General features: G+C 36.2%; 11 protein-coding genes. All 11 read right to left on the reverse strand.

The window, feature by feature from the left end:
* Nucleotides 1-209: 209 nt before the first annotated feature.
* Nucleotides 210-3,737: a malectin domain-containing carbohydrate-binding protein gene (locus QLQ95_RS22885; RefSeq protein ID WP_482501858.1), complete on the reverse strand. Its 3,528-nt coding sequence runs from the start codon at nucleotides 3,735-3,737 to the stop codon at nucleotides 210-212.
* Between the two features lie 251 nt (nucleotides 3,738-3,988).
* Complete coding sequence (locus QLQ95_RS22890) at nucleotides 3,989-6,718, reverse strand: alpha-d-galacturonidase (protein ID WP_482501860.1); 2,730 nt, start codon at nucleotides 6,716-6,718, stop codon at nucleotides 3,989-3,991.
* Nucleotides 6,719-6,870: 152 nt separating this feature from the next.
* Complete coding sequence (locus QLQ95_RS22895; protein WP_482501862.1) at nucleotides 6,871-7,755, reverse strand: sugar phosphate isomerase/epimerase family protein; 885 nt, start codon at nucleotides 7,753-7,755, stop codon at nucleotides 6,871-6,873.
* A 250-nt stretch (nucleotides 7,756-8,005) separates the two neighbouring features.
* Nucleotides 8,006-9,151, reverse strand: a complete 1,146-nt coding sequence (locus QLQ95_RS22900; protein ID WP_320493827.1) for a sialidase family protein — start codon at nucleotides 9,149-9,151, stop codon at nucleotides 8,006-8,008.
* A gap of 143 nt (nucleotides 9,152-9,294) precedes the next feature.
* Complete coding sequence (locus QLQ95_RS22905) at nucleotides 9,295-12,045, reverse strand: glycoside hydrolase family 78 protein (protein WP_482501864.1); 2,751 nt, start codon at nucleotides 12,043-12,045, stop codon at nucleotides 9,295-9,297.
* A 277-nt stretch (nucleotides 12,046-12,322) separates the two neighbouring features.
* Complete coding sequence (locus QLQ95_RS22910) at nucleotides 12,323-13,411, reverse strand: HEAT repeat domain-containing protein (protein ID WP_482501866.1); 1,089 nt, start codon at nucleotides 13,409-13,411, stop codon at nucleotides 12,323-12,325.
* Between the two features lie 55 nt (nucleotides 13,412-13,466).
* Nucleotides 13,467-15,035, reverse strand: a complete 1,569-nt coding sequence (locus QLQ95_RS22915; protein ID WP_482501868.1) for an MGH1-like glycoside hydrolase domain-containing protein — start codon at nucleotides 15,033-15,035, stop codon at nucleotides 13,467-13,469.
* 344 nt (nucleotides 15,036-15,379) lie between these two features.
* Nucleotides 15,380-17,830 carry a glycoside hydrolase family 95 protein gene (locus tag QLQ95_RS22920; RefSeq protein WP_482501870.1) on the reverse strand — a complete coding sequence of 817 codons (2,451 nt, stop codon included), beginning with the start codon at nucleotides 17,828-17,830 and terminating at the stop codon, nucleotides 15,380-15,382.
* 235 nt (nucleotides 17,831-18,065) lie between these two features.
* Nucleotides 18,066-19,484: an acetylxylan esterase gene (locus QLQ95_RS22925; RefSeq protein WP_320493822.1), complete on the reverse strand. Its 1,419-nt coding sequence runs from the start codon at nucleotides 19,482-19,484 to the stop codon at nucleotides 18,066-18,068.
* Between the two features lie 198 nt (nucleotides 19,485-19,682).
* On the reverse strand, nucleotides 19,683-22,463 hold the full coding sequence (locus QLQ95_RS22930) for a glycoside hydrolase family 78 protein (RefSeq protein ID WP_482501872.1): 2,781 nt from the start codon (nucleotides 22,461-22,463) through the stop codon (nucleotides 19,683-19,685).
* Nucleotides 22,464-22,549: 86 nt separating this feature from the next.
* Complete coding sequence (locus QLQ95_RS22935) at nucleotides 22,550-24,415, reverse strand: six-hairpin glycosidase (protein ID WP_482501874.1); 1,866 nt, start codon at nucleotides 24,413-24,415, stop codon at nucleotides 22,550-22,552.
* Between the last annotated feature and the right edge of the window lie 105 nt (nucleotides 24,416-24,520).

Below are 24,520 nucleotides of genomic sequence, written 5' to 3' on the forward strand. Positions count from 1 at the left end.
AGAAATCTTCGCGAGTAACTCCTCAACGTGAATCGCCAATCTTTGTCGAGCAGCTAGTGAGATCCTTCGTTCCTCGGGATGACAAACTGAATGTGATAAGCGTTGGGTAAATACTTTGCGTAGGCTTCGACTTCGCTCAGCCTGACAAACCTACTAAACCTTTGTCACTTTGTTACTTTGTCACTTTACCTCTTTGAACTTCAAAAAACCTATTGAAATTCAAAATTATCCAACATTAATCCCTTCAAATCATCACCTTCCAACGTAATTTTATACGTTCCTGCATTAATATATCCTCCAGACGTTGTGTTTAAAATCTTCCATTTTTCTGGCGATGGAACAAACTCAATCGTATCGTTTCGCATTAAAATTCCGTATGCATCTTCCATTTTGAATTTAACTTTTAACGGCATTTCATTTCTATTCATAAAACGGAAACGCATTAAATAAATTCCGGCAACTCCAGGTTTTACTTCAAACTCGATGCTATTGTTTGTCTTTTTTGTGAACTCAATATAATCGGCTTTTTTGAAATTTCCTTTTTCGATTCCGGTTCCTGTTGTTTTTGCTTTTTCGGCTTCAATGATTACGACAGGTCTTGAATCGTCTTTTTCGCCCATATCATAAGTTGGAACAACGACAATTGTAGAAATTGTTTCAGCATTATGAAAAAGAATTTTCTCGCCTTTCTTTATTTTTTTAGTGAAAACATCAAACGAAATTCCGTTGCTGTTCTTCGCTTTTTCTTCTATTTTTTTATAATCTGAAAGCTCTTTTAATGTCTTTGTTTTATCTTCAACTAAAAAATAAATAGTCGATTCTTCTTTAGCGGTAAACGATCCTTTATTTTTAGAATGAGATGAAAACTGTAAATAATCTGCTCCAAAAATTTCCGAAGGCAATTCGGTAAAAACAACATCAGAATCTGAATATTGTTTTGAATTAATATCCAGCCATGAAGCTATTCTGTTGATTTTTTCATAAGAATCTAAAACTAGATTTTGAATGTTTTTTGGAGATTCTGATGCTGGTCTTGCGTGAATATCCTTTGTCGCAATTGCAATTGCCGAGATAATCGCCTGCGAAGCTTTTACATTCGGGAACGAAATCACAATTTTTCCGTTTGTGCTTTTTACTTTGAATGTTTTCTTCAATGCATTGTCATGTCCTGCTTCTGCCCAAATATCAAAATCTTTTAAAACAACATTATCGTTGATGGCCACATCAAACAAACGCCAGCCTTTGCAGTCCATTCCACCACCTGTTCCGTACCAAGGTTCTGTAAAATACAATTCTACCAAATATTCTCCGTTTGGCACAGGAAATTCATAACGTAGTTTATCAACTCCGTATCTAAAACTTTGAAATAATTCAGGATCTTTTGTTCCGTTTATCGGATCGAAAGTCGTTCTTTGACTAGCAAAAAAGTCTGGAAGTTTTTCAAAATTATCGGTCCATGATAGCGAACCCCAAGTATTTTGTCCGTTTTTGTGCGTATCCGTAAACCACGTATTTCCAGCAGAATCAATTAGTTCAGAACCTCCGCAATTAACTCTATAAATGTAATTATAACCGCTTTTTGCTTTTGTAATATCTGCTTTATTGGTTGTTAAAGCATCGAAATTTGGCGCTTTTGGCAGATTATTTAAAATGATATAATCTTTGGCAACCGCTTTTCCGTTTACATACCCAACGGCATATAAAACATTGTATTTAATGTCGACATTATTAAACTGAAAATGCTGTCCGATTCCTGGATTTTTTAGTTTTCCTAAAGAAGATTTATTTACATCGTTGAACAATTCTACTTCATCGCAATTTGAGTAAATATCGATTCCGTTTTTGATTCCAGTTGTTTCCCAACGACTTGGCCAGGTATGCGAAACGATATATACCATCGGATTAGTTTTGTTCGAAACATAATTGGCTCGGTACATATAAAAAGCATCCAGAGGTTCGCCCCAAATCGTAAAAAGTCCTTTATAATTGACTGGCCCAACTTTGTCAATATCTCTAAATCCTTCTCCGTTTTGTACACGTCCCGGATTTTCGTGCGAAGCAAAAAGCCAGTTGAATTGTCCTGCAATTTTATCTTTTACCGATTCTGCTTCACGAACTTTAATTTCCATTAATTGAGAAAAACGGTTTTCGCTTAAAATTCCTTTTTGGTCGAATTCGCCTTCTGTATGTAAATCGGCTGAACGCCATGCGCCGTATTCGCCGTTTAATAACTGAGTCGTCATTTCTAAATGGTATTTTAACGGATCTCCGCCATACGTTCCTGACCAGTTTTGAACGACATTCCAATCTGTTCCTTCTCCACCGTTACAAGTTGTTACGATTCTTTGCGAAGCTGATAACGGATCCATTTCGCGAATAATCTGTGTGCATTCTTCAGCAAATTCTTTCGGAATAGTGCTTTCATTCTGCAACCCCCACATGACAACTGATGGGCTGTTTCTGCGTTCTTTAATCCATTCTTTTAATAAGGATTTAAAGTTTTCTTTAAACTCAGGCGTATCGTACCAAATATGTGCCGAAAACTGACTCCAAAACAAGATTCCATTTTCGTCTAATTCTTTTTGATACAATAAATTATGAGGCTGATGTGCTTCTCTAAAAGCATTAAATCCACCTGCTTTGATTTGCTCGATTCTGGAATGAATCATTTCGTCTGAAAACGAATGGCTTTTTCCAATTAAGTGTTCGTATTCGCAAACGCCATTTATAAAAACAGGTTCGTCATTTATAAAAAAACGATTGTCTTTTCCATCGCGACTAACCGGCCAGCTTACCCAGCGAATTCCATAAGGTGTTGCTAACTGATCGATTATTTTTCCGTTTTCATAAACAGAAGTTATCAATTTATACAAATAAGGATTGGACGGTGACCATAATTTCGGATTCTGAATCTCAGGAAGTGTCTGAGCTATTTCTTTTGTTTCTCCTGAATTGATTTTGTTGTCGCTTTTTGTAATGACAACTTTCTTTCCTGAAGCATCCAAAAGAATATTTTCGATGGTTAAATTTCGCCGTAAAGTACTGTAATTCTTGATTTCGGTTGTAGTATGAAGAATTGCTTTTTGTTTTGAAACCGATTTATCATTCCAAATATGAACACCAAACGGCTGAATTCTAACATCGTTTGTAATTACCAAAGAAACTGGCCTGAAAATCCCCATTGGCTGAGAACCTTCTGAAAATCCCCATTCTCCCGAACAGCCACCGCAAACCCAAGGTAAATCAGCAATAAAGGATGGATGCGCTGCTTTTACTAAAATGATATTTTCTTTATCGAAAGAAACCGATTTTGTAATATCTAAGGTGAAAGTGGTTCTTCCGCCTTTGTGTTCCCCCACTTTTTTACCGTTTACCCAAACTGTGGCATACGAACTTACACCTTCAAAATAGAGAAAATGTTGTTTTGAACTCTCTTTTTTATCAAGTTTTAGCGTTTTTTTGTACCATGCAGTACCATGTAAATTTCCATGTTTTGTTCTTCTGAAACCATAATACTGATCCCAATTGTGAGGCACACTAACCTTTTGCCAATTGGAATCAGTTTTTGGATTTTCTACAAAATCTTCTTCTTTCAGCGGAAGATTATCCAGTATTACGGTTTCCCAAGACGAATTCAGCGAAATTTCTTTACGAAACTTCCCCGAATCTTTGCTCTGACTCCAAACAAAGCAAAGGCTTGAAAAAAAACAAAAAATAAAAAAAACTATTCTATTCATATTTTTAAAACCATATAAGTGATTATAAGGCTGTTTAAGTTATCTTGATAACAGACCTAACATGTTTTAAAAACCTGTTAGGTCTAATCACGTTTACTTCGAGCAAACCTGACGGGTTTTAAAAACCCGTCAGGTTTAACTTTACGTTTATTCGCGTGAGGGATTGAGGCGGTATCCTTTTATGAAGCGGAGCGGAATAAAAGATATAGCCGAAAGCCCGATTCGCCAAGGCGAACACGCCCAAATCATTCTTAATAAAACAACCAGTCAATAGCTGCTTTTTCTCCTGCATCAATATACCCAACATCACGTGGTGTTATGGTTTGATCTGCATCGATAAAACCTAAAATCAATACTTTTCCTTTTCCTAAATCTAATTTATTCTCTCCTGGCTGAAAAGTATAAGTATGAATGTTTACACGTGGTAAATCTTTTAAATTCATTGCACTTGCCAGAATCACTTCGGCTTGACCGTGCGCATTTCCTGCAGCATCGGTTTCTAAACTTGGCGGTAATAAAAATCTCTTCTGATCTGAATTGAAATACCCAACCACTAATTTAACCGCTTTTGTATTTCTAAACTTCAAATGTGTTCCTTTTTCGTTTTGATCATTTTCTACGAACGAGAATCCTTTTAGGTTTTGAAGTTCAGGAGCAATTTTAGTTAACTCAGAAATATCTGTTCCGTAGACTTTTGTTCCCGGTTTTACTAAATACGTTCCCGGTTTTTCGTCGATGAAAGTTACTTCAGCTGTTTTCCAAGGTTTTCCTTCTTTGGTTTCGATCTTACCATCTTTTGAAGATTTTAGCTTCTCAAGATTTCTTTTAAAATTAGCCAATTCACGCTCATAATGCGGTAATAATTCAGCCCAAGTTTTGTTGTTTCCGTCGTCTCCTCCAATCGGAATTCGACGTTGAGCCGTCTGCATACTGTTAGCATAGTAATACGTATCTTTTGTCAAGTTTACCAATAATTCATAATACTCAATACTTTTTTCTAAATGAGGCATCGCTTTGTCTAAATCGGCAATATCGTTTGAATAACTGTATCTTAAAACCAATAGAGCAGCTTTTACTTTTTCTGAGAAGAAATCAGCAAACGCTTTATACGCATGAATATCATTTCTAAGGCGTTCAAATTCTTCTTTATCCTTTGTTACGCTGGCTTCAGCTTTGTCAATTGCTTCGACAGCCAATCTTCCGTGTTCGGTAATTTCGGCAATAATCTGAGTTGGAAGTTCGCCAGAATGTGGTTCTTTGTTCCATTCTTTTTTAGCATATTCCAAAAGCAATTCTCCTGCTGGTCCACAAGATTCATGGAATCCTGGATAAACTCTCCATTTTGACGGATTCACCAATTGGCTTTCGAACATTCCTAGCAATAAGGTTTGACGGTTTCCTTCTGTGATTCCGAAACGTCTTAAGGTTTTTGGCGCAATTTCTCCCGTTTCTTCGTAAGCTTTTAAAATATTATTTGCTGCTTCCTGAGTCGTTCCGAATTTCGCAGCTAAATCATTATCCCAAAATTTAACTTCTTCAGTACGATCTCTTTTACTGTCCCAAGCATATCTTGCCCAAGCTTTATACCAAATCCAATCGCGATCCATTTCTAATAAACGCTCACCTGATTTCGTTTTATCTGCCGAATACGGCCAATCCCAATACGAAGCTTGCGGATACAGGTGTAATGCATTTGCTCCGTGAACGCTGTGCATCGCTTTTACTGTTTTTTGGATAAAATCTGGCGAACCATATCTAAAAGGTTCTAAATTGGCCAAAATATGAACGTTCTCAATATGAATTGATTTTAGGGAACTCAACTGTTTATGTGTTTCTCCCCAAGGACCGCCTGGCGTATAAGTCGTTAACGATTCTCCTGTATATTTACTTTCTGTGTAAAGGTTTTTGTATAATGGCAGTGACTTTTCCATTACCAAAGGCCCATCTGTATCATGAGAACGAAGAATAATTGGCGGCTCGTCTGTTCTTCCCAATGCTTTTAATCCGTCCTGAACTCCTGGAATAATCGTTTTGGTAAACCATTCTACATCATCATCAATCGTGTTGATAGCTTCTCCTAAACAAACTAATAATCCAACATTTGGATATTTTTCAATGAATGCAGCAATAGATTTTCTGGTGTAATCTGACAATAAAGGCGTAATTGGTCTTGAACGATCCTGCGTTTTAATGTTGTAATGCTCTGCAAAAGGCTTAGAAACAATAATATTATAAAACATCTGAATTACCCAGATTCCGCGTTTGTTCGCTTCGACCGTTAAGAATTTATAGATTTCTTCGTTCTTTTTGAAATCTTCGTCGCTTACCTCAACCGCAAACGGATATTCTTTCAATTTTACCAAAGAAGCAAACGGGTGTCCGTTCCATAAATACAGCGAGTTCATACGGTTTTCAACCAGCATATCTAAATATTTTACCCATAAAGCTTTATCGTAAAACCATGGAAAAGTTTCTGGCGTGTACGGATACTCGTAAACATCGCGTCCTGGAAGATAAACCGGTTTCTGCATTCCGATGCAGGCTCCACGCAAAACCATTTCCGGACTGTCTTCAATATTAATTTCTGAAGGAAGTTTTCCTGAAGCTTTAATTATATCTGTTAATTCCAAAGCTCCGTATAAAGTACCAGAAGCATCTGTTCCTTCAACATAAATTACATTATTTTGAGTGCGAATCTGGAAACCTTCTTTCTTGGTTAATTTGCTGTCATCGATTTTAGCGCTTTTAGCATTTTTCTTCCAGAAATCAGTTCCTTTTTCTCCAATTACAATTATTTTATCTTTTGACTTTTTGAATTTATCAGAAGAAGTTACACTGAATCCTTTTGCTGAAAGTGTTTCAGATAATTTCTCTGCTCCAAATTTTGCTCTTGGCGAACTCGGATCACTAACAACAGTGATGTTTTGCGCTGTCGCGAAAGAGACATAAAAACATAAAAAAAGTAATTGTAAATATTTCATAGTATGCTGTTTTTGGGTATTCATTCTAAAAATAATCTGCTAAATCTGCCCGATCTGCGAGAAAAATATCTCTCACAGATTTAGCAGACTCGGCAGATTTATAGTGAAAAATTGTGTTGTTTAACGATTACATATTGATCACTGTTTATTGTTTAATTCTGGAAAATCTTCTTCAAATAAGCTACGTTTGCGCCGTAATTGGCTTTTACATTATGCACTTGTGTCACGTCTCGAGAACGCTCTACAATTAGCCATCCGCTCCATTTCATTTCATCCAAAGTTTGTTTGATTTTTGGCATATCGATCGCCTTGTCATTTTCTAACCAAAACTGATCGGTGTTGGAAGCGTGAATCTGCGCTAAATATTTCTTACCTAAGATTTTTAATTCTGATGAAATATCTCTTTTATTATCTAAAGCATTCGCAAAATTGAAAGAGCTTTTTATATATTTTGAACCTACTTCGTCTAAAAGTTTTTTCTCTTCTGTGGCACTTAACGAAGTTTCAATAGCGATAACGCCGCCTATTTTGCCTACTTCTTTTCCAGCCCATTGCAGTCTTTTAATCACTTCGGGGCGTAGTTCTGGATTCTTAACCAAATCGGTTTGAGTTCCTAACGGCAAATAAGCCACTTTTACTTTCAAGTTTTTCATAGCTTGAATGCAATCCGCAATCATTGGTGTAATTTCTCTTGTGGCAAAAGACTGTGCATAAAATCCAGACATTGCAATCGAGCTGATTCCAACTCCGGTTTCTTTCGATTTATCTAAGAATTTTTGTCTTTCAACTGGATCACCCAATTTGCTGTCAAAAGTGGGACGATTTCCTAAACCTCCCATATCCAGTTCGATTCCGTCAGCTTTTATTTCAGCAGCCAAACCAAAAGCGCCTAATTTTTGTCTTTTTAAAATCATCCAATCGCAAACTCCCACTTTATATTTTTGCTTTTTATTGGAAGACTGAGCCGTTGCACAGCTATTAAATGTTGTCGACATAACAACAAGCATTGCAATAAGTAAATTTCTTTTAGATTTCATGCTTATATTTTTTTTGCCACAGATTATAAAGATTAAATAGATTAAAAAAAAATCTGCTCGATCTGCTAAATCTGCTAGAAAAATTTAACTCTCGCAGATTGAGCAGATTTTGGAGATTAATTAGAAAAAAATCTTTCTAATCATTTTAATCTGTGGCTTTATATTTTTTTGCCACGAATTCCACGAATTTTCACGAATTAGTATTTTAAAAAATTTGTGGAAATTAGTGAAATTCGTGGCGAACTTTATTTTACTCTTCTTCAGCTTTTACTGCTGTTACCACTTTTCCTTCTTCGCCTGGCCAGATTCCGTTTTTAATTGGAAGTGCAACCAATTTACTTGGATCTACTTTTACATATTTCAGTTTTTCTCTTCTCCAAGTATACACAATATGCACCATTCCATCTGAACCTTGAATCATCGATGGATAAGAATATTGACTAATTTTTGAATCTTCTAAAACCAAAGCCGCGTTCCAGTGAATTCCGTCTTTAGAAACCGAAACGTTTAAAGGCGTTCTTGGTCCTTTTGCTTCTTTTCCCGGAGGAAGAACGTGATTGTAAACTAACAAATGTCTACCATCTTTTAACGTTACAGCATCGGTTCCTGAGTTGTTATTTGGAAGTCCGATTAACTCTACATCCGACCACGTTTTTCCGTTATCTTTAGAGAATGTGCTGAAAATAGCTCTATTTCTAGTTCTTCCAATAGCTTGGATGCTTCCGTCTTTATGAAATAAAATACTTGGCTGAATCGCATTGATTTTTTGTTTTCCTCTTGGAAGCGTATCGCCCATTACCCAAGTTTTTCCGAAATCTGGAGTAGATTCCATACGAAGTCTCCAACCGTCACCTTCAATACTTGACGGACATAATAAAGTTCCGTTGCTTAATAAAACAGGTTTGTTTTTGATTGGCCCTAAGAAACCGTCTGGCATTTTTTGTGCTTCAGACCAAGTTTTTCCGCCGTCAGATGAAGTTCTGATTACGCCCCACCACTCAGATGGTTTTGGTCCGATTTTGTAGAATAACATTAAATCGCCACCCGGAATTTGGTATAAAACAGGATTCCAAGTTGGTAATCTCGGCCCTTCTTTCATCACACCATCAGCCACTTTTACTCCTTCGTTCCAAGTATCGCTTCCTTTTGGTTTGATGGCTACATAAATGCAAACATCAGGATTTCTTTCGTGAGTTCCACCAAACCATGAAGCAACTAAATCACCATTTGTAGCTTCGACGATTGTAATGGCATGACAAGACGGATAAGGCGCTTTATCGTAAACAAATTGATCTACTAAAATTCCTTCTTTCCAAGTCTTTTTCTCTAAAGCCGATTTACAACTTCCTAAAAGGAAAAGTCCAAACAAGACAAATGCTAATTTTGTTATTTTCATTCTTAATTAAATTATGAATTATTTTTTCTGACTATAAATACATACCCAACATTTTTTTAGGTAAAAATATTTAATAAGTGTAAAAATAACACCAAAAAATTAACAATGTATCCTGTACTGTCCCGAATTATTAAAAATGCAGATTATTTAACGCTTATCGCAAAATTTCCTGACGAAAGTGTGACAATTATTTGATTTTTTTCTACAGAATAAGCGTAAGAAGTCTTATCCAGCTTCTGTTTATTGATTGAAACAGCTGCAATATCGCTTGCAGGAAGATACACAACTGCAGATGTATTTGCGGGAACGGTAATATTCCAAACCAAAGCCTTTTTATCTTTTTTCCAATCGCTTTTTATCAATCCGTAAATTGATTCATACGAAGCATTTACATAAGTCAATCCAGCATTAAAATCTGGTTTCATGATAATTTCTTTGAAGCCTGGGGTTTCAGGATTGCTTTTGATTCCTGCCATATTTTCGTAATACCAAATCAGTAAATCGCCTAAAAGCATAACGTGATTTTGTGAATTCATTGCTGGATCTGCAGTGTTTCCATTCCAAAGTTCCCAAATGGTTGTGGCTCCGTTTTCTACCATATACCCCCAGCTTGGATAGGTTTTGTTTGAGGCAAGTTTGAAAGCCAAATCGCCACGACCGAAATTAGTCAGCGTTCGCATTAAAAACTGTGTTCCGATAACGCCTGTACTTACATGACCGTTTTTTGTCACTTCTACTTCATGCACTAAATTTTCGAAAACTTTTTGCTCTAATTCTTCTGGAACCATTCCAAAAGTCAAAGGCAGTAAATTGGCTGTTACGGTATTATTAGCGTAGTTGTTTTTGGCTGAATTAAAGTATTTAGCGTTAAATGCTTTTTTTATTCTCAAAGCTAATTCGTCATAATATTTGATATCATTTTGCGCATTGGCGATTACAGCAAATTTCTTCATGATATTTAAAAGCTGGTAATAAAACGCACTCGAAATCAATTCGCCGTCTGTTAAACGAGAAGGATCTTTCGAACGGATTAATTCCAACGATTCTGGCGGAACGCACCAATCGCCATATTTGTCTTTGGTCATGATATCATCAACCAAATAGTTTTCTTTCATATAATCCATCCATTTTTTCATCGACGGATATTGTTTTTCTACTACTTTTTTGTCTCCAAATTGTTGATACAACATATCCGCAACTGTAATATACGTTCCCGGCCAAGTCACGTTATCGCCATAATAACGCCAGAAAGCAGGCGCTACATCCGGAATTCCGCCATCAATAGTTTGTGAGTTTCTAATATCATCCAACCATTTTGCATACAATGTCTGATTGTCGAATAAGAAACTTTCGCCGTAAGCTCCTGTTGTTCTATCTCCCAACCAAGGCTGACGCTCATTCCTCTGCGGACAATCAATTGGCATTCCTTTATAATTCCCGCTGATTCCCCACCACGCATTTTTAAAAATCTGATTCATAATTGGGTTCGAAGAATCAAAAGTTCCTGTTGTGGCAATGTCATCATAAACGACTTTTCCAACAAAGTTTTCTAAAGTCGGTTTTGTTTTGAAACCCGAAATTTCAATAAATCGAAATCCATGAAAAATAAAACGAGGTTCCCAGACTTCTTCGCCTTCGCCTTTTAACGTATAAATATCCGTCGTTTTGGCATCACGAAGATTGGCAATATACAATGAACCATCAGGCTGTAAAGACTCTGCAAATTTCATGGTGATTTTATCGCCAGCATTTCCTTTCACTTTCAATTGTAACCAGCCCACCATATTTTGCCCCATATCTAAGATATAAGTTCCTTTTGGTGTTTGTTTGATTGAAATTGGCTTTACTTCGCGTTTTACCTTCATATTGGCCGACATCTGCCCTTCGTAGAATCCGCCCGGTTCCTGAACATATTCTGCTGAAAGCCACTTTTTATCATTAAAATTAATGGTATTCCAGCCTTTCACTTCTTTACGTGCATCGTATTCTTCACCGTCATATTCGTTATTCGATAATATTGGTCCGTCAGTTGTGATTTTCCAAGTATCATCGGTTCTAATCACCTCTTTGCTTCCGTCTGTATATTCTACAAACAATTGCAAAGCCATTTTAGGGTAACCAAAAGTTTTGATTTTATACGGTTTATAATCCTGACGCATCGTAAAAAAACGTCCGTTTCCTAAAATGGTTCCCAATGCATTTTTGCCTTCCTTCAATTGTGAAGTCACATCAAAAACATTGTATTTTACATTCTTCGTATAATCTGTCGGAACAGGTGCTAAGACTTGATCACCAATTTTATTTCCATTAATGTACAACTCATACAAGCCCATTCCCATGATATAAACTTTGGCATTTTTGACCTTCTTTTTTAAGTCAATTTCTTTTCTTAAATATCTCGCTGATAATCGAGAATATTGCGAGATACTATCTCCCGGAGAAGTTTTTTCATAGCCAATCCAGCGAGTTGATTTCCAATCGGCATACGTTAAAATCCCGATACTGAAATGTGCTACTTCTTTTGATTGAACTTCGCCTTTATTAGTAAAAACGACTACTTTCCAGTAAACGTCTTGTCTGTCTTTTAGTTTTTTTCCATTATAAATTACATTTACAGATTCATCGCTTTGCACTCTTCCGCTATCCCATAAATCTCCGTTTCCTGCATTTAGTTTATCTAAAGATGAAGAAGCTGTGATTTGATAAGCCGTTTGTTTTAAATCATTTATCCCTGCTTTTATTTTCCAGCTCAATCTTGGCTGTAAAACGTCAATGCCTTCTGGATTTGTCAGCATTTCACATTTTAAATCACTCACAATGATTTTGTTTTGGGCTTTCGCCGAAATTGTGAAAAGTGAAATGATTATTGTCAGATGTAAAAAAAACTTTTTCATGGTAATATTTTTAAGCTTTTGGCTTTATTTTTTTTTCTCGCAGATTTTGCAGATTATTTTACTCTATTTTTTAAATCTCCCAAATCTGCTAAATCTGCGGGAGTAAATTATGCTCATTTTTGTCATTTCGACCTAAGGAGACCCGAGCTATAGTAAACAGGCGAAGCAAATCTTCGTTAGCAGCTCGACAAAGATTGTCGATTTTGATTGTAGAGTTTCTTGCGAAGATTTCTCCTTACGTCGAAATGACAAACTAGATCCAACTACTTTTAAAAAATTAAGGATTAATAAATCTTCTTAATTTATCCAATGTGCTTAAACTCTCAAAAGCAATTTTATTTTGTTCTAATAATTTACTTGTTTCCCATCGTATTTTCCATTCAGGATCTTTCAGTTTTTGTCTCAGCTTCGATACTATAGTTGGATTACTCTTCAAAACCTGTTCATCAATCCAATCTGGAAGAAATTCCAAAGCGCTCAAACGAATTTCTACATTCTTATGATCCAAACCTTTTAACAATGTTTCTCTAACCCGATCTGCATTATATGAAGTTATATTTTCAACAAAAATCTCGGTCAAAACAGGAGAAAGTGCTTTAATTTTATTTTGGTTTAATGCAATTTGATAAACTCTATTGAATTCATCAGATAGAAAATCTGCCCATTTATCAATCTCTTCGTCTTCACTTAGCGAATAATAAACAAAGCTGACTTTATCAGACTGTGCAAAAAGTTGATTTTCACAGAAACGCTTTAATCCATCGAGATCTTTTACAGCTAATTTCTGAATATCTTTTATTGCTTCTTCTGATTCGTCATGTTCAAGTTCATAATACTCATCTAAAGTTATGATCTGGTCAAAATTATGTATGGGTTTGTAAACTGTTTTATTTTCGCTCATAGTGCTTGGTGTAAATTTTGGAGTATACTTTTTTAGAAGTTCCTTAATTTCATATTCAGATACATCGTAATCATCTATTTTTATTTCGATTGTTTTCTGCTTATAAATAAAAGTGAGGTAAAACTCCTTATATGACAAATTGTACTTTGCCGTGTGTTCTGTTTTGGCAATAACTCTTGGAAATACAATATCTTTCCATTCATAAAAAATCTCATTAAGTTCTAATCCTTCTTGCGAGAATATTATTTTTTTATGAAAATTAAAGAGTGTCATTACCGCTTTTTTTCCATAAACGATAATAAATAAAACAGCCACAATCGGTAATACGAAATCGGTAAATTTAAATGTAATCTTTTCAACATTTATGAGTGATAAAAAGTAAATACCTAAAACCACAAATACCATATTCCATACAATATGAAATACACCACCTTTGATTGAATAATTTAATACTGTTTTCTCCAAATTTTATTCTTAACTAAAATAACTTGCATGACTATTAAACCTGTCGGGTTTATAATTAGTTTGAAATCACACGCTCCAATCTTTCAGAAACTGCAATTTCTTTTCCGTTTTTAAAGATTCTGAAACCTTTTCCTTTTTTATATTTTTCTCCTGTTTTATCCCAAAGAATCGTAATAATATTGCCATGGTACAAAACGTTATCCAAACAAAACCAATCCCATTTTTCTTGCGGAATCAACGGATTTACTTCAATCTTTTCATCAGTTCTTGGGCGTAAACCAACCAATCCTGTAATCACTAAATCGTTAAATGTCGAATGATTATAATAACGGCTTCTTTCTCTGTCGCCCATTAACCAATAACCCGTTGTTTCGTCTAAATATTCGCCAAGATAAGGTTTCCCTCTGTAATATTGCGATTGAACATACAATTCCATTTGTTTGAAATAATCGGGTTTGGCTACAAAATTCTGATTGTAATTATTCAAAACATTCGCTAAAGCAGTTAACGTCTGCGAACTTGCAAATGGCCAAATCGCACCATCCCATTCGCAGGTTCCTGTTCCATGCGTTCTAAATCTTGGACTTCTTCTTTCAGCCGTTGTCAAACCAAATGGAGCCGAAAATCCTTTTTCATCTTTAATCTGTTCCCAAGCCTTTTCAAACCCTTTTCCTTTTTCAGGAAGATTAAAATACCACGGAATAAATCCGATCGCTTCTCTAACTTGTGCTAAAGTATCTTTTTCTGTTAAAGTTTCAAAGAACTCACTTTTCTTATTCCACAATTTCGTTTCAACTAATTGCTGCAAAATGTCAGCTTTAGCTTTAAATTTTGCTTCCACTTCCTTATCTCCTTTCAATTCAGCCATTTTAGAAATCGCTAACGCGTTGCCATACATATAACTGTTAATCGTTGGTCTTGCATTTTGTACTTTACGCCCACCACTTAAGGATTCTTCCATTCCATCTTTTACATCATGCTGCCAAAACAAACCATCTTTACGCTGACGATCTTTTTCCCAAACCGCATAATCCATAACCATGTCTGGGTACAAATTCAATAAGAATTTTTCATCTTTATTTACCAAATAACGATTATATAAAGCATCGGCTGTCCAACTGCTGAATTTATACAATTTGTTCATCGGTTTCCCATCATTTCCTCGATACCAAAGCTTCACATCCTGTTCAATGTATTTCGGATCATGAACCCATCTAAATTCGTTAATGTGATGCCCCAAAGCACAACTAATCATATTGTATTTATCTGCATACGAACGATCTACCAAAAACTCGGTAATTGCAAATCCCTGCGGTGTTTTTTTAATATGCTTTCTCGCACTCCACCAACGGAAATAATAAATCTCCTCAAAATTCTGCTGCGGACATTCAAACAACGGAATATTCTTTTCCATCCAAGCCCAGGCACTATCATTCGGAATCGCAAACTTCAAGTTTTCATCTTCCATTGTGTTGAAATAATCCACATAATGTTTGAAGTTTTTTTCTTTTAAAATAACCGATTTTCCTTTTTGAGAATGTCCTGCGCCCGATTTGCAACTTATATTTAAAGTTGAAATTAAGATTGTGAAAACTATTATTTTGTATCTAAAATGATGTAACATATTCAAATTATTATTTTTAAAATTCTTTGGGCGTGCCCCTCCGGGTCGTGCTGTCCGTTCCCTCTTCCCGATGAAAAATCGGGAGAGCTCCACTTCCATCACTCACGCGAGAGACCTTTACTTTTTCTCACTCCTGCAAAGTTTCTAAAACCTTTTAGGTATTTTGGATTATCCAATTTTTCACATTTTTGTCATTTCGACGTAAGGAGAAATCTTCGCAAGTAACTCCGCGCCGAAAGTCCAATCTTTGTCGAGCTTCTAACGGAGATTCCTCGTTCCTCGGAATGACAAACTGTACGTAAACCCGACAGGTTTTCAAAACCTGTGGGGTTTAATTCGTTATCTTAATTCCCTGTAAAAGTATACGTCTGTCCTGCTTTCATATTCACATCGTAAATATTGTAAGTTGGCAACTGTACTTTAGGCAATTTTGCTTCTTTAGAAATAATAGGTTTCTTCACTTCTACATCATAAAACAAAGTATTTGGATTTTTCCCTTTTGTTTTTTTAAGAGAAGAACCTTTTAAAGTATTCTCAACTTTCAATCGGCAGTTTCCTCCAATTTTCGAATAGATTTTTAGCTCCGAAACTTTATTGTTTTTCCACGTCATATCAATTACAAATCCACCTCTGGCAACTAGTCCTTTAATACTTCCGTCTTTCCATACAGTTGGCAAAGCAGGCAATAAATGAATCGCATCTTCCTGACTCTGCATTAACATTTCGGCAAAACCAGCTGTGCATCCAAAATTCCCATCAATTTGGAAGGGCTGATGCGCATCCAACATATTCGGATACGTTCCGCCGCCTTTTCTCTGGTCAGCTGTAACCAAATGCAATTGATCTTGAATCAATTTATAAGCGTGATTTCCGTCTAAAAGTCTCGCCCATAAATTCACTTTCCACCCCATTGACCAGCCTGTAGATTCGTCGGTTCTGTAAATCAGCGATTGTTTAGCAGCTTCAAATAATTCAGGTGTTTTAATTGCCGAGATCTGATTACTCGGATACAATCCGTATAAATGCGAAACGTGTCTGTGATTGTCTTTCGGATTGTCCCAATCGTCCTGCCATTCTTGTAACTGATTGTGTTTACCCACTTTCATTGGAGGCATTTTAGCTAAAGCATCGCTCACTTTTTTGACATAAGCAGCATCTGGCGAAACCAAAGTCGAAGCTTCGATAACATGCGTAAACAAATCAAAAACCAACTGATTATCCATTGTTGTTCCTGATGCAATTGTTGCTTTCCCTGTTCCGCCTGCGTGTGTGTTTTCAGGAGAACTTGACGGCACAACAACTAAATACTTTGTATTTGGATCAATAACCATGAAATCCAAAAAGAAATCGGCAGCGCCTTTCATAATTGGATAAATTTCTGCTAAATATTTTTTATCTCCCGTATATAAATATCTTTCCCATAAATCCTGACAAACCCAAGCACCGCCAGTTGGCCACATTCCCGAAGCTGCTGAATCTACCGGAGCTGTAACACGCCAAATATCGGTGTTGTGATGTAAAACCCAACCACTAGCGTTGTACATGGTTCTAGCTGTTTCTGCACCAGTTACCGCCAACTCTTTTGCCATTTGTACAAAAGGTTCATGCATTTCCTGCAGATTGGTTACTTGTGCAGGCCAGTAATTCATTTCGGCATTGATGTTGGTTGTGTATTTACTATCCCAAGGCGGAGTAACCATATCGTTCCAGATTCCTTGAAGATTTGCTGGCTGTCCGCCTGGCTGTGAACTTGAGATTAAAAGATAACGTCCAAATTGGAAATACAACGAAGCCAATTGCGGATCGAACTGTTTTGAGAAATCTCTGATTCTTTCGTTTGTTGGTCTCTTCACCAAATCATTTGAACCTAAATTTAAAGATACTCTGTTGAAGAATTTTTGGTAATAGTCAACATGTGCTTTCTTTATGGTTTCAAAATCTTTGGTTTCCGCTTTAGCCAAATAGTCTTTACTTTTTGTAATTTCATCTCCTGAAATATCTTGATAGTTTTTGAAATTGGTTGCAATCGAAATGTATAAAGTCACTTCATCGGCTTTGTTGATGCTTAAAACGCCGTTGCTGGCATCGATTTCCCCGCCTTTATTTTTAGCAGTAAGTCTTCCTTGAAATTTTACTTTTCCTTTTACCCCTTCAAAGTTAGTTCCAACTCCCGAAAGTACAATCTGGTTTCCTTCTGTGGATGCAACTGTCTTATCAATTGGACTGTTCATAAAAACATTACAAGTAATCTGTCCCGGCTGACTTGCAGAGAGTTTCACTACAATTACCTGATCTGAAAATGCAGTTAGAATTTCTCTTGTAAATTCTACGCCGTTTACTTTGTATTTTACTTTTGCTGTCGCATTACTGATGTCTAAATCACGATAATAATCCGTATATTTTTGATGTCCTGCGAATGAAATATAAACGCTTCCAAAAGTCTGATACGGCATTCCGTCGTTGGTTTGCGACATAATATCTTTGGTAGCCAAATCCTGCGCTTCGTCAAATTTTTCATCAAAAATAAGCTGTCTTACTTTTGGCAAAGCCTCGATCGATTTAGAATGTGCATTACTGTTTGGAGAACCCGCCCAAATCGTCTCTTCGTTCAACTGCAAACGTTCTACTGCCGGATCACCAAAAACCATTGCGCCCAAACGTCCGTTACCCAAAGGCAAGGCTTCGTTCCAGATTGCAGCTGGTTTATCGTACCATAATTTTAGGTCGTTTTGAGCTGTTGCTGTAAAGGAAAAAATTCCAAAACAGATTGCCGTTATTTTAATTTTTAACTTCATAGTATATTTTTTTCTTGCCACGAATCACCAATTGCACCAATTTCTTTTTTAATTTTTATTTCAATTTCTCTATTTTTTTTGCCACAGATTAAAGGATTTCCATTGATTAAAAATCTGCCAGATCTGCTAAATCTGCGTGAAAAAAAATTACTCTCGCAGATTAAGCAGATTAAGGAGATAAAAAAATCCTTTTAATCATTTTAATCTGTGGCAAAAAAAATTCGTGAATTCGTGGCTATTTCTTAACCTCGTAAACTTTCAGATTTTTTTCTCCAAACATTCCATATAATTTGTTGATGTCTTTCAAAGCATTTGCAGGCAGTTTTTCTCCTTTATCTCCAAAGACAAACAACTTTTCTTTTGGTTCAATTACACAAGTCGATTCGTCGATTTCGCCTTTGTCGTTCTTCACTTTATTCAAATCTAAATTTAAATATTTTGCCATAAACGGATACAAAGCCATACGTTTCGAAATTCCGAAATCATGACCTTCTTTTGCAAAATGAGCATTTTCAACTAAATCTTTCTTTCCGTACAATTCGTATGTTCTTTGGATAAAAGGAAATTCTAATTCCGGAACAGCTAATGTCCAGTCTTTTCCGTCAGAAACAATCAATTGTGGTTTTGGAGCCATCATAGCTGAGATTTCGGCGTTGTTTGTTCCGTTTCCACAAAGATGAATTCCACGACCACTTTCGCATGGACAACCACCTGAGAAATGAGAAGAAACCATTACAACTGGAGCTGAAACTTTTACTCTGTCATCAATTGCGGCTAAAAACATCGTGTGTGATCCCCCACCAGAACCTCCAGTCACACCAACTCTTGACATATCAGCATTTTTTACCGTTGCCAAATAATCCAATAAACGAATTCCAGTTAAAACCTGAACTGTAGATGCAATACTGTTTCTATGCGTTTCTTCTGGGAATTGTAGTAACGATTCTCCCCAAGCAAATAAATCATACCCTACAACGATTGCTCCCATTTTGGCCATCATCGCACAACGGTACTGCTCGTCTTTTCTGTATCTTCCGTCGCCAAAATGCCCATCTGGTGTTAAGATAACAGCCGCTTTTTTATTTAGCGGATACGGTTTGTAAATCGATCCTGTTGCATAAACTCCAGGCAGAATTTCCAAAGCAATATTTTCGACACTGTAGTCTTTATAAATTCTCTTTGGAGTTAAAAGTGGTTTAGATTTTGGCGTAGGGGGCGCCTTATCCAAACCAAATGATTCAATCATACAAGCTTTTAACTCCGTTTTGCGTTTCTCCCATTCCTCTTTAGTCGAATAAAGGTTTTCTAAATAAAACAAACGTTCTTTTCCTTTATCGACTGAAACTTTATGGTTTTCATATTTACGAATAATGTAGGTTCCATCGGGTTGTTTGAAATACATCAATTCAAACGGCGCTAGAATATTAGTCAGCGAAAGAGGCAGATTTCCAGGTTCAATTCTCCAGTCGGCATAATCCAGTTCTTTTCCTTTTAATAAACCTCTATCATCATTGATTGTTACTTTAAAAAGAGTTTCAATCTTTTTCAGTGTTTCCGATACTGGCTTTCTAAAATTAGTATCAGAAGTGCTTTGTGCATTCGCAAATGTCAAAGCAAAAATGGAAACTATTAAGATGTATTTTAAATTTTTCATTATTACATTTTTTTGATTTGCCTCCTGATTTAACTGGAGGAAAACAAATTCATTTTTAAATGGGCTTTACCGAAATTATTTATTTGGGTAAAGCCTATTGACTTGTCTTATTTTGAACGTCCAGCTAAAGCAGGACGCAATTAATTTTTCTTTTTATGGAAAAAGGCTTAAACATTTTTACAAATTACTTTTTACATTTTACAATTTGCATTCGATTGTATAAATTCCAGATCCCAATTCCAAAACTGGCTTTTGGACTTTTTCATCAAAACCTGCTCTAACTCTTCTATTATCAATTTTTATTTCTGAATTTTTAGCAACCGGCAATTTTACTGTCGCAGTTGTATTCACTGGAATTTGAACTGTCAAAATAAATTTTCCGTCTTTCTTTTCCCAAGACGAAGCAATTTTTCCGTAAACCGATTGATAATCCGCTTTTGCAAAAGTCATATCGCCAACTACTTCTGGCTGAATAAAGAAATGTTTAAAACCCGGTTTTTCAGAATCTGACATAATTCCAGCTAAACTTTGATAAAACCATTCTTCGATTTGCCCTAACATAAAATGATTCCACGAATTTCCTTTTCTTGGATCCCATTGTTCGGTTAAAGTCGTTAAACCAAATTTAATCTGAAAACCATAACCCGGCGCATCATAATGATTGTGCATTCTGTACATAGTTTCGTTTTCGCCGTTTCTCGCCAAAGTCTGGAATAAATAACGATTTCCAACATCTCCCGTGGTCAAACGATCTCCCTTTTCTTTAATATCAGCTAATAGATTTTGCATTACAGCTTCTTTATACTGTGGTTCTACGATATCCATAAATATAGGAACGGCATTGCTAAACTGACTCTTTGTTCCGTATTGCTTGGTTTCTTCATTAAAAAACTCCTTGTTGAAAGCTATTTTAATCTCTGAAGCCAAAGCATTGTATTTCTCAAAATCTTCCGTTTTACCCAATAATTTTGATGCTTTTGCTACTAAATAAGCTCCATAATAATAGTGCGAAGTCGCTGAAAGTGCAATCGGACTATTTTTAGAATATCCAGCTGGATGTGTTCCGTAATCGTACCAATCTCCTAATCCGTGGGAAACGATATGGTTTGTTGCTTTCGTTCCTAAATAATCCACATAATTTTTCATTACAGGAAAATATTTCTCTAATAATGAAGTATCTCCGTAATATTCATAATACATCCAAGGCAGAATTACGCCTGTAACGCCCCATTCTGGAGAATCGGTAAAATCACCTCCAAAAATTACATATTCGGGAACGATTGTCGGAATTAAACCGTTTTCTCTTTGTGAATCAGAAATATTCTGCATCGTTGCTGGAAGGAAAGTCTGCAAATTATAATTGAACATTAATCCAGGCCCATTCAACTGAATTTCTTCGAGCCATCCTAACTTTTCACGTTGCGGGCAATCGGTAAAAACACTTTGAAAATTACTTTTTATGGAGTTGTTTATCAGTTCATGCGTTTTATTGAAAATCTCGTTCGAACATGAGAAACTACCCGCTTCTCCTGCCGAATTGTAAATAAAATTCGATTTTAAATCAACCAATGTTGGAAGATCTTTGTTCTTATCTTCTTTATAATTAATGTTTTCAATTTGAACATATTGATAACCGTAGAAACTGAATTTTGGCGTCCATTCTTCTGTTCCGTCTTCTTTTAAAGTGTAATCATAATAATAAGGTTTTCCAGATCTTCCCTGCGCGATTGTTCCTTCTTCATTTAAACCTTCAGCCACCCAAACACGAATCGTTTGTCCTCTTTTACCTTTTACTTTGATAGTTGGAAATCCTGAAAGATTCTGTCCCATATCAAAAACATAGAAATTTGGTTTCAGTTCTTTTACGGTTTTGACTTCGTATTGTTTCTGAATGGTAACTGGCGGAGCTGTCTGTGGTCTAAGAACTCCTTTTGGCGCTTCCTGAATGACTACTTTTTTCCAATCTCTATCTTTGAACCCCTTTCTATTCCAGTCTTTCTGCTCTAAATTGGCATTGTAATCTTCTCCACCAAAAATACTATTATATGTGATTGCACTTTTGCTATATTTCCAAGTTCTATCTGATTTTATAATTTCTTCTGAACCGTCATTATACTTGATTTTCATTTTAAAGAATAAAGTCGGCGGGCCAAAACTTACGAAGAATTTAGTATACCTTTCGGCAAGCGTATTGTACATTCCGTTTCCTAACAAAACACCAATTACGTTATCGCCTTTTTGAAATTCTTTTGCGCTTAACTCATAAACATTGTAATTAACCGTTTTATCATAATCTGTCCACAAAGGCGCAAATTGGCTGTTACCCACTTTTTTACCATTGATAGTCAATTCGTAATGTCCTAAACCTGAAATGTAAACTATAGCTTCTTTGACTGCTTTTTCTATTTCGAAAGGCTTACGCAACATAATACTTCTGCGTGCTAAAGAATCGGAAGCATTGATAAACGAATTCTTTTTTTCTCTGTTGAAAGTGGCTGTGTGATAGTTTCTTCCTTCTGGCAAATGGCTGTCGGCTTTTGTAATAGCACCAATCCAAGTCGGATTTAAATCTGATTCTAATGGAGCGGTTCTGAATGAAGCTGTTCTACTCCATTTTGAAACTTTCCCTGACTGATTCCAAACTTTCACTTTCCAGAAATATTTGGTTTCGCTTTTTAATGGTTTTCCATTATAAACGATATGCAGGTTTTTGTCGGTATTAACTCTTCCCGTATTCCAAATATCTCCATCATCATTATTTAGTTTTTCTTCGGAGGAAGCTACTAAAATTAAATAAGCGACTTGTGATGCATCGGATTCTTTTGAAATCAATTGCCAGCTCAATTTCGGCTGATTCTCGACAACTGCTAATGGGTTTTCGGCCATTTCTGTTGTTAAACGTACAGGCAAAATTTGTCCATTTGAAATGAATGTGATTAAAAAGCTAAGTCCTAATAATATGTTTTTGAAATTCTTCATTATTATTTGTTTGGATGCAGAATACTTATTCTTATTTTTTGTCATCCTGACGAAGGAAGGATGAGAAGATTACGGTTATTCTTTTTCTACAACTTTTTAGTTATCAGAGACTCGATATTAAATACTGCTTCAGGGATTAATTTTCCAGTTTGAGGCAGATCGTCGTAATCATCTGTGTCTGGCGCTGTGTCTGGATCTGGCGAATGTCTCTGTTCTCCTGTGCGGAACATAATTCGCTCGAAACCGTCTGTTGGCGCATAAAATATCTTTGTTGATTCTTTTCCATCGTTTACTTTTATAGTGTACTGACGGTTTTTAGCATCTAATTTAACTGTGATTGTATACGCTTTGTTTGCTTCGTATTTTGTAACCGAACTCAAACGCGCACCATTTTTTACCTTTAATTCTCCATCCGAATCAAAAATCAATCTTACCGATGGCAAGCCTTGTTTATTTTGGAACTCGACCTGCAATAAACCATGATTGTTTTGTTCTGGTTTTACGGTGAAAACGGCTTCCAATTTTGCTGTAAATGGTATTACTCTTTCGGCACGTGAATAATCAAAATAATCCTGATCTCTTAACGTCAGCCATTTTTTACCATCAGCTTTCTTTTCGATTTTTGTTGATGCCCAAGAAAGATCATAGGTATTCCATAGTTTTAGTTCTTGTCCGTCTGGAAGAGTATTGAAAACGTCATTTACATTTTCGGTAACCACCGAAGTAACAGGAACGGGAATCGATGCTACCCAAATATCTTCTTTGTTCATACTGTAACCCACCCAGATTTTTCCATCTGGCGGAGTTCCATTCTTTTCTGTGATTCCACGAACGTATTGCGGACCTGCTGATTTATAATTTCCACCGTAACGCATTGGACTTACTTCGCCATGAACCAATAATAGATCTTTATAATTCAATCCGTCGTCACTTGTCGAAATCGCCAATGGCCAGCGATATTCTGACGGATTATAAAGTGTCGCATAACGATTGTCTGAAGTTTTTTGTCCCCAGATTTTAGCATTGCTGTTTACAAATCCTGGCGCACGTAATGGCATATAATCCCAAGATTTTCCTCCGTCTCTACTGATTGAAGTTAAAGCATGTTTCCATAAACCCACTACATTTCCGTTTGGCAAATGGTAATAACTAAATGCTTTGTATGGTTTCTGTAACGGAATCAATTCATCGTCACGATCGGCTTCTTCAACCCATTGCTGTAAAACCAAAGGTTCTGATAAAATTTCTTCGCAGGCTTTTTTCAAACCCTTGTCTTTTGATGCGGTGTAAAATGGAAATTTCGATTTCGATTTGTCCCAAGTTTTATTATATCTGATGAAATAAATTTCGCCAAAACTTCCGTCTTTCTTGATTTCACGAATTACACGTCCAATTCCTTTTCCGTCGTTTGGATCGTCTTTTTCATCCATTGCGATTCCGTAATATGCCAAAGCAAAAAGTCGTTTGTCTTTTGACGTATAAAAGCCCATCCTTTGATGCATGATCGCATCCAGATTTTTGGCAACGCCTTCAACGCCTTCCTTTTTCCATCCGTCAGGAATACGGTAAATCGGGAAAATCACTTCTGGTTTTGTCCACGTTACTCCGTCTTTAGAAGTCATTAATAAAGTTTGGCTTGGCGGAATATGTTCGCCCGAAGGATCGCTCAAATAATGCAGATAAAAGGTGCTGTTCCAATACGCCATCATCGGCTGGTGGTTGTATGTCCATCCAAAACCATCCGCTTTTTCTGGATGTTCACGGCTTGCACGCATGATTTGCGTAGCGTGAACTCCAACCGCTGGACTTAACATTCCGTGATGGTAATCGATGTTTGAAAGTGTTTTGCCAACATAACGAACTGTGTCGTTCTGTGCATTTACAGCCGTGCAAGCCAAAAGGATTGTGGCTGTTGTAATGATGTTGGTTCTTATGTTTTGGAAAGCAATCATTTTATATTTTTTTGTTTCACGCAGATTAGGCAGATTTTAGCTGATTTGCGCAGATTTAATTTTAATCTTTCTGATTTTATACAGATTAAAAAATCTGCTTGATCT

The organism is Flavobacterium sp. B330r (assembly GCF_056824325.1).